The sequence below is a fragment of the Streptomyces sp. NPDC001492 genome (genome assembly GCF_053597275.1).
Window position 1 is genome coordinate 22,626 of the sequence record NZ_JBSFHW010000075.1, and the last position, 10,672, is coordinate 33,297.

The 10,672-nt window shown below is 70.7% G+C and carries 11 protein-coding genes; 1 reads left to right on the forward strand and 10 read right to left on the reverse strand.

Features of this window, described 5'->3' with window-relative positions:
* Nucleotides 1–2: 2 nt before the first annotated feature.
* The gene (locus ACWC1K_RS47690; protein WP_450840148.1) at nt 3–968 is read right to left on the reverse strand and encodes a cytochrome c oxidase assembly protein; all 966 of its coding nucleotides are present in this window, start codon (nt 966–968) and stop codon (nt 3–5) included.
* A 208-nt stretch (nt 969–1,176) separates the two neighbouring features.
* On the opposite strand from ACWC1K_RS47690, the gene ACWC1K_RS47695 reads away from it, so the two are divergent.
* Nucleotides 1,177–1,704, forward strand: coding sequence for a hypothetical protein (locus ACWC1K_RS47695; protein WP_450840150.1), 528 nt, complete (start codon nt 1,177–1,179; stop codon nt 1,702–1,704).
* A 3-nt stretch (nt 1,705–1,707) separates the two neighbouring features.
* Here the strand turns inward: ACWC1K_RS47695 and ACWC1K_RS47700 are convergent, their stop codons facing one another.
* The 9 genes from ACWC1K_RS47700 to ACWC1K_RS47740 all read right to left on the reverse strand — a co-directional run bounded on the left by ACWC1K_RS47700 (nt 1,708) and on the right by ACWC1K_RS47740 (nt 10,483).
* Nucleotides 1,708–2,832, reverse strand: a complete 1,125-nt coding sequence (locus ACWC1K_RS47700) for an LLM class flavin-dependent oxidoreductase (protein ID WP_450840152.1) — start codon at nt 2,830–2,832, stop codon at nt 1,708–1,710.
* The gene (locus ACWC1K_RS47705) at nt 2,825–3,916 is read right to left on the reverse strand and encodes an LLM class flavin-dependent oxidoreductase (protein WP_450840153.1); all 1,092 of its coding nucleotides are present in this window, start codon (nt 3,914–3,916) and stop codon (nt 2,825–2,827) included. Before ACWC1K_RS47705 ends, ACWC1K_RS47700 begins: the two co-directional genes overlap by 8 nt.
* Complete coding sequence (locus ACWC1K_RS47710) at nt 3,913–5,286, reverse strand: NtaA/DmoA family FMN-dependent monooxygenase (protein ID WP_450840155.1); 1,374 nt, start codon at nt 5,284–5,286, stop codon at nt 3,913–3,915. The genes ACWC1K_RS47705 and ACWC1K_RS47710 overlap by 4 nt, the downstream gene beginning before the upstream one ends.
* Before the next feature lie 20 nt (nt 5,287–5,306).
* Nucleotides 5,307–6,521 (reverse strand): LLM class flavin-dependent oxidoreductase, encoded by a 1,215-nt coding sequence (locus tag ACWC1K_RS47715; RefSeq protein WP_450840156.1) that lies wholly within the window; start codon nt 6,519–6,521, stop codon nt 5,307–5,309.
* A gap of 109 nt (nt 6,522–6,630) precedes the next feature.
* Nucleotides 6,631–6,741, reverse strand: coding sequence for a putative leader peptide (locus tag ACWC1K_RS47720; protein ID WP_450840158.1), 111 nt, complete (start codon nt 6,739–6,741; stop codon nt 6,631–6,633).
* 59 nt (nt 6,742–6,800) lie between these two features.
* Nucleotides 6,801–7,526, reverse strand: coding sequence for a GNAT family N-acetyltransferase (locus ACWC1K_RS47725; protein WP_450840159.1), 726 nt, complete (start codon nt 7,524–7,526; stop codon nt 6,801–6,803).
* A gap of 80 nt (nt 7,527–7,606) precedes the next feature.
* A complete protein-coding gene (locus ACWC1K_RS47730; protein WP_450840161.1) occupies nt 7,607–8,629 on the reverse strand; it encodes an ABC transporter substrate-binding protein in 1,023 nt (340 codons plus the stop codon).
* Nucleotides 8,630–8,708: 79 nt separating this feature from the next.
* Nucleotides 8,709–9,506 carry an amino acid ABC transporter ATP-binding protein gene (locus ACWC1K_RS47735; RefSeq protein WP_450840162.1) on the reverse strand — a complete coding sequence of 266 codons (798 nt, stop codon included), beginning with the start codon at nt 9,504–9,506 and terminating at the stop codon, nt 8,709–8,711.
* Entirely contained in the window at nt 9,503–10,483 is a 981-nt protein-coding gene (locus ACWC1K_RS47740; RefSeq protein ID WP_450840164.1) for an amino acid ABC transporter permease, read from the reverse strand. Before ACWC1K_RS47740 ends, ACWC1K_RS47735 begins: the two co-directional genes overlap by 4 nt.
* Nucleotides 10,484–10,672 lie beyond the last annotated feature (189 nt).

Below are 10,672 nucleotides of genomic sequence, written 5' to 3' on the forward strand. Positions count from 1 at the left end.
GGTCACTGCTGCCGGATACGCCGGGCGATCTCGCTGTTCTCCGTCTCCCACCACGGGCGTACGAGGTCGGGTGACTCGGTCTGCCCCTGCGCAGGCGCCGCCGGGATCAGTTCCGTCGCCAGGCGGCGGTCCAGTGCCGCGGTCGTCGCGCGTTCGGTGCGGGCCCACTGGACCAGGATGGCGAGCAGGAAGGGCAGGGCCACCAGCTCGGCGATGCCCACCATCGCGCCGCCGCCGAGCTGCTGGTCGTGGTGCACGTCCGGTGACCAGGGCGGGGCGTGGTGCAGATACCAGGCGCCGGCGATCAGCGTGCCGTGGGTCATGACCACGATGCCGGGGACGGCGTCGACGATGCCGTCGAGGAACACCAGCGCGGCCCGCACGGGGTGGGTGCACCAGGCGGGGAGCGTCTCCTCGCGGGTGAGCACCGGCACCACGAACAGACAGCCGGCGAGCAGCAGGTGCAGATACATCAGCTGATGCAGCCAGCCGTGGCGCAGGGCGGTCTCGAAGTACGGGGTGAAGTACACGGTCAGTTCGGTCGCCAGCACCAGGGCCGTGCTGACCAGCGGGAAGGTGAGCAGGCGTACCAGGCGTCCGGTCATCGCCCGTCGGGCGCGCCCGGCGGCTCGTTCGGGAAGGGCGCGGACGGCCAGCCGCAGCGGGTCGCCCAGTGCGAGACCGAGCGGTGCGACGAGGTCGAGCAGGATGTTCTGCACCCCGGCCGGCCAGAACAGCACGCGGTCGTAGACGGCGAGAGCCGACATGGTCGCCACGACGAGGGTGCCGAGGCCGAGCACCGCGAAGGCGGCGACGCGGGACACGGGCCAGCGTTCGCCCCGGCGCCGCAACCGCAGCACGCCCCAGCCGTAGAAGGCGCCCAGCAGCAGGACGAGGACCAGCGCGGGCAGGTCCGGTTGCCATGAGGACAGCAGCCGCCCCACGGTGAGTTCCGGCGGACTTGCCATCGCGCGCTCCCTTTACGGCGTCTCGGGCCGCCCGACCGGGCCCGGCCAGGCACTTTACGCCGCCCGCCGGCACCCGGACCGCGCTGTGCCCGGCGACCGCCCTCCGTCATACCGAGCTCATGCCGCGCTCTTACCGAGACCTCCGCGGCGATCATTTTCGGCCAGGGATCGGTTACGCTGGCCGCCGACCTCAGGGGGAGACATGTTCATGACGCGTCGGCTGCTGGCTGCCGGGGTGACGGCGGTTCTCCTGGCCGGGCTCGGCGCATGCGGGACCGGCGACGGTACGCAGAACGGCGTCGCCGGGCAGATCGCGCAGGACAGCCCCGCCGGGCAGATCCAGCCGAGCCCGGAAACCGTTTCCGGGCTCCGGGACACCGTCCGCCACCGCTCCCGGAAGACGGTCACGGACACACGTGCGCACCTGGTCAGGAGGTGCACGTCCGCCACCAGGCAGGTCCGGCACACCTCGCGTTCGGGCTCCGGCACCCACAGGACGACCCGCGTCTGGTACACCACCGAGCATTACCAGAGCTGCCGGAAGGTCCGTCAGGGTACGGAGACGTACCGGCGGGTCGTCCGGCCGGAGCGGTGGTGCCTGAGCCTCGACGACGTGAACGGCGTCAAGGCCCAGGACGACGTCTGGTACCAGGTCACCCGTGAGATCTACGAGCGGGCACAGGCGGCGGACCGGCACACCCGCATGGAGTTCGCCCCGACCGGCTCCGGCTGCTGAGCCTCACCGCCGCTTCCACTCCCGCGCCAGCAGCTCGTACGACCGCACCCGGTCCGCGTGGTCATGGGTGATCGTCGTGATGAGCAACTCGTCGGCGCCCGTTGCCTCTTGGAGTTGTTCCAGCTGGTCGGCGACCCGGGCCGGGGAGCCGACGAACTGGGTGTCGACGCGGTCCTGGACGAGGGCGCGGTCCTCGTCGGTCCAGGGGTGGGCGCGTGCCTCCTCGGGTGTCGGGAACTCGATCGCGCCCTCGGCGGTGCGGATGCTGCGCACCCACGGGCCGTAACCGGTGGCGAGTTCGCGCGCCGTCTCGTCGTCCTCGGCGACCACGACATCCGCGGACACACTGACGTACGGCTTGTCGAGGACGTCGGAGGGCTGGAAGAAGGACCGGTAGCCGTCCACCGCCTCCAGGACGGTGGCCGGGCTGACGTGGTAGTTGGCGGCGAACCGCAGGCCGCGCGCGCCGGCTACCTCCGCGCTCTGGCCGCCGCTGCTGCCGAGGATCCACACCTCGACCTCGGCGCCCTCGCCCGGCACCACGTGCGCCTCGACACCCTCCGGGGAGCGGTAGGTGCCGGCCAGCAGGGCGAGGATGTCGTCGATCTGCTCGGCGTAGTCCTGCGATACGGCGTTCGGGAGCAGGAGCAGCCTGCGTTGCAGGGCGATACGGGGTGAGCCGAGGAGGCGTTCGAAGGAGAAACGCGGCGGGATGAGCAGACCGTTCGGGGCGCGGCCGTCGACGACCGGGGTGGTCGTCGGCCCGGTCGCCTTCTCACCCGGCGGGCGGCCGCCCGAGCGGCCGAGGCCCAGGTCGAAGCGGCCCGGGTGCAGGGCGTCGATCAGGCCGAACTCCTCCACCGTGGACAGGGCGGTGCGGTGGCCGAGTTGGACGGCTCCCGAGCCGAGGCGGATGGTGGAGGTGGCGGAGGCCGTCAGGGCCAGGACGACCGCGGGGGACGTGCCCGCCACGCCCGGGTTGAGATGGTGCTCGGCGAACCAGTAGCGGGCGTAACCGAGGCGTTCGGCCTGCCGGGCCAGGTCGAGGGAGTTGCGCAGGGCGTCGGCGGCCGTCGAACCGGAGGAGATCGGCACCAGGTCGAGGACGCCGAGGGGGATGTCAGACATGGGCCGGCTCCTCACTGGCTGCCGCTCCCGGCAGCACCGGGCCCCAGTCGAAGGGCGGGTCCGGGATGGCCTTGCGCAGGGTCGGAGCCACCGCCGAGTGGAACAGTTCCAGCGAGGCGCGGTGCTGGGTGTCGGTGAGTCCGCTCGCGTCCGCGTGCAGGTGCACCACCGTGTGTCCGAACTGCTCGTGGTAGCGGTGCACCTTGTCGATGACCTGCTGCGGGCTGCCGATCAGGGCGGAGCTGCGCTCGACGAAGTCCTCCAGGGTCTCGAAGACGACCGGCAGACCGGCCTTCTTGAAGAACGCCAGGTTGGACTCGAAGACCGGCCGGTACGCGGCCAGCGCCTGCTGGGTCGTGGGAGCGACGTGGATGCCCGCCGTGCCCGCCCCGACGGCGATCCGTGCGGGGTCGTGGCCGTAGTGCTCCCAGCGCTCGCGGTAGTGGCGGATCAGCTCGGCGTAGGGCTCGATGGGGTTGGTGACGTTGGCCGAGAACAGCGGGTCGCCGTAGCGGGCGGCGAGGTCGACCGACTCCTTGCTGGTCGCGCTGCCGTGCCAGACCCGGACCGGCTGCTGGTAGGGGCGCGGCCAGACCTCCGCCTCCGCCAGCTCGGGGCGGAAGCGGGTCGCCGCGGTGACCTTGTCCTGCCGCCAGATCTGCCGGAACACCTCGTAGCTCTCGGCGTTGCGGTCCCACTGGTCCTCGGGCGTGACATGGAACAGGTCGCGCTGGGCGGCGCCGTTGCCCTTGCCGATGATCAGGTCGAGCCGGCCGTTCGAGAGGTGGTCGAGGGTGGCGTAGTCCTCGTAGGCGCGGACCGGATCCAGGAGGCTGAGCGTCGTCACCGCGGTGAACAGGCGGATGCGCTTGGTCAGCGCGGCGACGTGGCTCAGCACGACCGGCGGCGAGGAGGAGAGGAACGGCCGCTCGTGCCGCTCCCCCACACCGAAGCCGTCGAAGCCCAGCTCCTCGGCGAGCAGGGCGTTGTCGAGCACCTCTCGGAACCGGTCGTGGGTGGACTTCTGCACCCCGGTGACCGGGTCCGGGCGGTGCACGATCAGGGTGATCGCGAGGAACTTCACGAGGCCACCCGCTCGTCCGACGCCGCGTCCGGGTGCGCGAGGCCCAGGTGGTGGCGGAGGGTCGGGCCCTCGTACTCCGTGCGGAACACGCCCTGTTCCTGGAGCAGCGGGACGACCTTGTCGGCGAAGACGTCGAGGCCGCTGGGGGTGATGTGCGGGACGAGGATGAAGCCGTCGCCGGCGTCGGCCTGGACGAAGTCGTTGATGGTCCTGGCGACGGTCGCCGGGGAGCCGATGAAGTTCTGGCGGTTGCCGGTCTCGATGACGAGGTCACGGATGGACCAGTTGTTGGCGGCGGCCAGCTCGCGCCACTCGCGGGCGGTGGCCAGCGGGTCACGGTACATGCGCACCTGGGCGCGGCCCTTGGAGATGTGGTTGTCGCTGATCTCCGGGTCGATGTCGGGCAGCGGGCCCTCCGGGTCGTAGGAGGACAGGTCCCGGTTCCAGACGAACTCCAGGTGCTTGATGGCGGTGGCCCCGCTGACCTGCTGGCGGCGCACCTCCTTGGCCAGCTCCTCGGCCTCCGCGTCGGTGTCGCCGAGGATGAAGCTCGCGGCGGGCAGGATGAGCAACTGGTCGGCGCGGCGGCCGTACTTGGCGAGGCGGCTCTTGACGTCCTTGTAGAAGCTCTGGCCCGCCTCCAGGGTGGCGTAGCGGCTGAAGATGGCGTCGGCGGAGGAGGCGGCGAACTCGCGGCCCTCGTCGGAGTCGCCGGCCTGGAAGATGACCGGGCGGCCCTGCGGGGAGCGCGGCACGTTGAACTGGCCGTGGATGTCGAAGTGCTGGCCGGAGTGGACGAAGGAGCCGGCCTTGGCGTCGCTCAGGAAGACGCCGGTGGCCTGGTCGGCGATGATCTCGTCGCCGTGCCAGGAGTCGAAGAGTTCCTGGGTGGTGGTGAGGAACTCCTTGGCGCGGGAGTAGCGCTCGTCCTGCGGGAGGAAGCCGCCGCGGCGGAAGTTCTCGCCGGTGAAGGCGTCCCAGGAGGTGACGACGTTCCAGGCGGAGCGGCCGCCGGAGAGGTGGTCGAGGCTGGCGAACTGGCGGGCCACCTCGTAGGGCTCGTTGAAGGTGGAGTTGATGGTGCCGGTCAGGCCCAGGTGTTCGGTGACGGCGGCCAGCGCGGCCAGGATCGTGAAGGTGTCGGGGCGGCCGACGACGTCCAAGTCGTAGATCTTCCCGCCCTGTTCGCGGAGCCTGAGGCCCTCGGCGAGGAAGAGGAAGTCGAACTTGGCGCGTTCGGCGGTCTGCGCGAAGTGGACGAAGGAGCTGAACTCGATGTGGCTGCCGGCCCTGGGGTCGCTCCACACGGTGGTGTTGTTGACGCCCGGGAAGTGCGCGGCCAGATGGATCTGCTTCAGCGGCTTGCTCATGTCGGTGCGGTCCTTCCGGCTCAGGCGGTTGCGGCGGCGTAGCGGTTGGCGGGGCGGGCGAGGCCCAGCAGGCCGCGCAGGGTGTCGGCCTCGTAGGCGGTACGGAAGGCGCCGCGGCGCTGGAGTTCGGGGACCAGGCCGCGGCTGATGGCGGGCAGGTCGTGTCCGGTGACGGCGGGCCGCAGCCGGAATCCGGTCAGCCCCGCCCCGGCGAACTCCTGGAGCAGATCGGCGAGTTGGGCGGGGGTACCGGCGAAGATCCGTGCGTCGCTCGTGTACGGCTCTGCCGCGAGGGCGTCGAGACGGGCTCGGCGGTCCTCGGCGGCGGCCTGGTCGTCGTCGAGGAAGACCACCAAGTCGCCGAAGACGTGCAGGAGTTCACCGGAACGCCCGGCGGCCTCCTGTTCGGCGCGGATCTCGGCGACGATCGCGCGCGCCTGGTCGGTGTCGTGAGGCGTGACGTAACCGACGTCGGTCTGGCGGGCGATCAACCGGTACGGGACGGTCTGGTGTCCGAGAGAGGTGACCAGGGGCTGGCCCTGCGGCGCGCGCGGGGTGATGGAGGGACCCTTGACGCTGAAGTGCCTGCCCTCGAAGTCGATGTAGTGCAGCTTGTCGCGGTCGATGAAGCGGCCGGTGGCGACGTCCCGGATCTCCGCGTCGTCCTCCCAGCTGTCCCAGAGCCGGCGCACGACCTCGACGTAGTCGGCGGCCTCGTCGAAGAGCTCGGTGAGCCGTTCCTGTCCGGCCGGGCTCTGGAGTTCGGCCAGGTCGATGGGCGGGAAGGTGCGGCGGCCGAAGTGGTCGGCCTCGTGCGGCCGGGCGGTGATCTGCACGCGCAGGCCTGCGCGGCCGGTGCTCACGTAGTCGAGGGTGGCGATCGCCTTGGAGATGTGGAAGGGCTCCGTGTGGGTGGCGATCACGGTCGGCACCAGGCCGATGTGCCGGGTGAGGGGCGCGATGCGGGAGGCGATCAGTACGGCGTCGAGGCGGCCGCGTACCTCGTCGGTACGGCCGTCCAGCTCGCCGTAGCGCGAGGACTGGAGGCCGAGGCCGTCCTCGAAGGTGACGAAGTCGAGCAGTCCGCGCTCGGCCTCGGCGACCTGGTCGGCCCAGTATCCGGCGGTGAACAGGTCCCGGGGGCGGGCGACTTGCTCGCGCCAGGAGGCGGGGTGCCAGCCGGTGCCCTCTAGGGCGACGGCAAGGTGCAGCGGGGAAGCGGGAGTTGAGGACACGAGGGTGCCTTCCTGGAGGTCCGTACGAGATCGCCGGCCCGCGGGATCGGGGCACACGGCGGCAGGGCGACCGAAGGGAGATGGGGCCCCGGCCGAAGGCTGGGGGAGGTCAGGAGCAACAGAGGGCGGCGGCCACGCGCTGGAGGTCGATGTGGGGCCGGGAGTGCAGGCGGACGCGGCGGCGCGGGTTGAGGGCACGGACGCTGAGTACACGTGTCATGTCCCACACCTCCGCCCGAACGCGCGAACAGTCAGCCTTCGACAAGGACAACGCCACGGCTATGCCGTTTCTTCCAGAGCGGCGGTTCCGGTCGGTCGTACGAGCGAGAAGACCGTGCGGCGGCGCAGGGTGAAGCCGATCGACTCGTAGAGCCGGATGGCGTTGGCGTTGGTGGCTCGGGCGTGCAGGAAGGGGCGTTCGCCGCGCTCCTTGATGCCGGCTGCGACCGCGCGGACCAGGCGGGTGGCCAGGCCCCGGCCGCGATAGGCCGGGTCGGTGCACACGGCGCTGATCTCGGTCCAGCCGGGCGGGTGGAGGCGTTCGCCCGCCAGGGCGATCAGGCGGCCGCGGTGGCGGAGGCCGAGGTAGGTGCCCATCTCGACGGTGCGGGGCAGATAGGGGCCCGGTTCGGTGCGGGCGACCAGGTCGAGGATCTCGGGTACGTCGTCGGGGCCGAGCCGTACGGCTTCGGGGTCGGGCTCGGCGCGTAGCCGGGTGTCCACGAGCTGGACACCGTGTCCGGTGCGCAGGATCTCCCACCCGGCCGGTGCCTCGGTCACTCCGCGCACCGCGGCGGTACCGTCGGGGCCGACGAGGGTGGCGAGGTCGGCCCAGGCCCGCGGGTCGTCGGTGTCGGTGAGGGCGTGGAAGGGAGCCACGTCCCGCTGGTAGCGGGCGGCGCGGCCGACACGTTCGGCGAACTGCGCGTGCTGGCCGGTCAGGGCGGCCCAGGCGGGGTTGTCCAGGAGGTGCGAGGAGGTGGCTTCGAGGCTGGTGGCGGACATCGTGTGTCAGTCTCCGGGTGAGGTGCCCTGGTGCGGGGACCCCGCCGCGGGGCGGCGGCGGAGTCCCCTGTCGAGGCGGGTCAGGAGTTGTCGAGCGGCAGGCCGGGAGGGTTGACCTCGGACTTGGCGACGGCCTCGTTGGAGAGGTTCCAGGCCGCCAGCCACTTGGCGTACTGGCCGTTCTTGATCAGGTAGTTGATGGCGTCGGCGAGCGGCTTGGCGAGACCGCTGTCCTTCTTGGCGGTGGCGGCGATCAGGCCCTGCAACGAGGCGCCGGCGCCGGAGTAGGTGCCCGCGTTGCGCGTCGGGTTGGGCGTGCTCGCGGCCTGGGTGATGTGGTACGCGATGCCGGGGTTGGGCCCGAAGAAGGAGTCGATCTTGCCGCTGTTGAGGGCCAGGTAGGTGCCGTTGCGGTCCGGGTAGTACTTGACGGTGAGCTTCTTGCCCTCGCTCTCCAGCTTCTTCTTCCACTCCAGGAGGATCTTCTCCTGGTTGGTGCCGGCGCCGACGGAGACGGTCTTGCCGGCGAGGTTCTCGTAGTTGCCGTCGAAGTTCCACTTGCCGGCCTTGAGCACCTCGAAGCCGAGGTTGTCCTTGCGGTAGGAGGCGAACTCGTACTTCTTCTTGCGCTCCTCGGTGTCGGTGACGTTCGAGAAGGCCACGTTCACCTTGCCGCTGTCGATGCCGACGAAGAGGTTCTCCCAGGTGAAGTTCTTCAGCTCGGGCTTCAGGCCGAGGACCGCGGCGACCAGGCGGCCGAAGTCGGGCTCGGCGCCGGTGAGGGTCTTCTGGTCGCTGCCGACGTAGGCCAGCGGCGCGAAACCGGCGGGCAGGGCGCCGATGCCGATCTCCAGCTTGCCGCTGCTCTTGACGGACTTGGGCAGTTCCGCGCTGATCGACTTCACCTCGGAGACCTTGAGGCCGGTCTGCTTGGCGGCGCCGTTGGAGAGCTGTCCGACGGTCACGGTCCCGTTGGCGGCGCCGCTCGTGGTGGCCGCGTCGCTGTTCCCACCGCAGGCGGCGAGCCCGGTGGCGAGGGTGGCGACCGCGGTCGCCGCGGTGATGCCGCGTATCAGGCTGCGTCGGGTGAAGTGGACAGACATGGCCGTTCCTTGTCGCTGAGAGGGTGATGAGGTGGTGGCGTGGGGGGAAGTCGTGGGGCGCGGCAGGTGCGTCAGGAGGTCAGAGGACCTTGCTGAGGAAGTCCCTGGTGCGCTCGTGCTGCGGCTTGTCGAGGACCTCGGAGGGCGGGCCCTGTTCGACGATCCTTCCGCCGTCGATGAAGACGACCCGGTCGGCGATCTCGCGGGCGAAGCCGATCTCGTGGGTGACGATGACGAGGGTGGTGCCGCTGGTCGCCAGGTCCTTGATGACGGCCAGGACCTCGCCGACGAGTTCGGGGTCGAGGGCGGAGGTGGGCTCGTCGAAGAGGATGACGCCGGGGCGCAGGGCGAGGGCGCGGGCGATGGCGACGCGCTGCTGCTGGCCGCCGGAGAGCTGCCTCGGGTAGGCGCCTGTCTTGTCGGCGAGACCGACCCGGCCGAGCAACTCGCGGGCCAGTTCCTGCGCTTCGGGCTTGCTGAGCCTGCCGGTGGCGACCGGGGCGGCGGCCACGTTGTCCAGGACCGTCAGATGCGGGAAGAGATGGAAGTTCTGGAAGACGAAACCGATCCGGCCGCGCTGGGTGAGGATGGCCCGCTCGCTGAGCTCCTTCAGCCGGTCGCCGTGCCTCTTCACGCCGATCAGTTCGCCGTTGATGCTGACGTGGCCGATCTCCGGCTTCTCCAGGTGGTTGATGACCCGCAGCAGGGTGGACTTTCCGGAGCCGGACGGTCCGAGGATGACGGTCACCTCGCCCGGCCGCACCGTCAGGTCTATGCCGTTCAGCACGCGGTGGGCGCCGTACCACTTGTGCACGTCGTGCACCTCGACGGTCGCGGCCTCGACGCCGGCCAGCGGTTCGAGGGTCTCGGCGCTCATACGGCGGCCTCCCTGCGGATACGGGCTCGCAGGCCGGTGAGACCGGTGCGGAGCTTCTGCAACGGTGTCGGCGGCAGGGAGCGGGTGGCGCCCCGGGCGAAGTACCGCTCGACGTAGAACTGGATGACGGAGACGACGCTGGTCAGGATCAGATACCAGACGGTGGAGACCATCAGCAGCGGCACGATGTCGCCGGGGTAGGTGGCGCCCATGGACTGCGCGGTGCCGAACAGGTCGAGCAGCGAGACGTAGAAGACCAGCGAGGTGCTCTTGATCAGGCCGATGAGCTGGTTGACGTAGTTCGGGGTGATGGAGCGCAGCGCCTGCGGGAAGACGATCTTCGTGAACTGGTAGCTCTTCGGCAGGCCCAGGGCCGCGGCCGCCTCGTGCTGGCCCTGGTCGACGGAGAGGATGCCGCCGCGGACGACCTCGGCCGCGTAGGCCGCCTCGTTGAGGCTGAGCCCGATCACGGCGACCACCATGTCGGTGGCCAGCTTGGACTCGTCGAAGGAGAGGAAGGCGGGTCCGAAGGGGACGCCGACGCTCAGCGTCTTGTACAGGGCGCTGAAGTTGTAGAGGAAGAGCAGCACCACGATGAGCGGGATGGAGCGCAGCGCCCAGATGTAGGTCCAGCTGACGGCGCGCAGCACCGGGCTCTTCGAAAGCCGGGCCAGGGCGAGGACGATACCGCCGGCCAGGCCCAACACCGCGCTGTAGGCGGTGGCTTCGAGGGTGATGAGCAGGCCGTCGAGGATGTTGGGCCGCAGGAACCAGTAGCCGAAGCGGTCCCACTGGTAGAACGGGTTGGTCGTCAGGCCGTGCACGAACTGGGCCGCGAGGACCAGGACGACGGCGGTGGCGATCCAGCGTCCCGGCCTGCGCAGCGGCAGAACTCGCTGTGCGGCGAGGGGTTTTGACGGTTCGTCAGCGGGCGGCGCATCGGCGAGGGCGACGACGGCGCCAGGGGGTTCACTCATGGTGGGCTCCGGCGGAGTGGGACACCCCGGCGGGCCGTGGCAGCCGTGTGCTGGAGCGGCTTGCTCAGCGCACGGATATGCAGGGGCACCGGGGGCGGGGAGGACAACGGCACACCGCGCGGGCGGTGCTCGTCAGGGAGTGCGGGGGCTGCGGGGGAGGTGTCAGCCCCGACAGCGGGCACGGCCCGG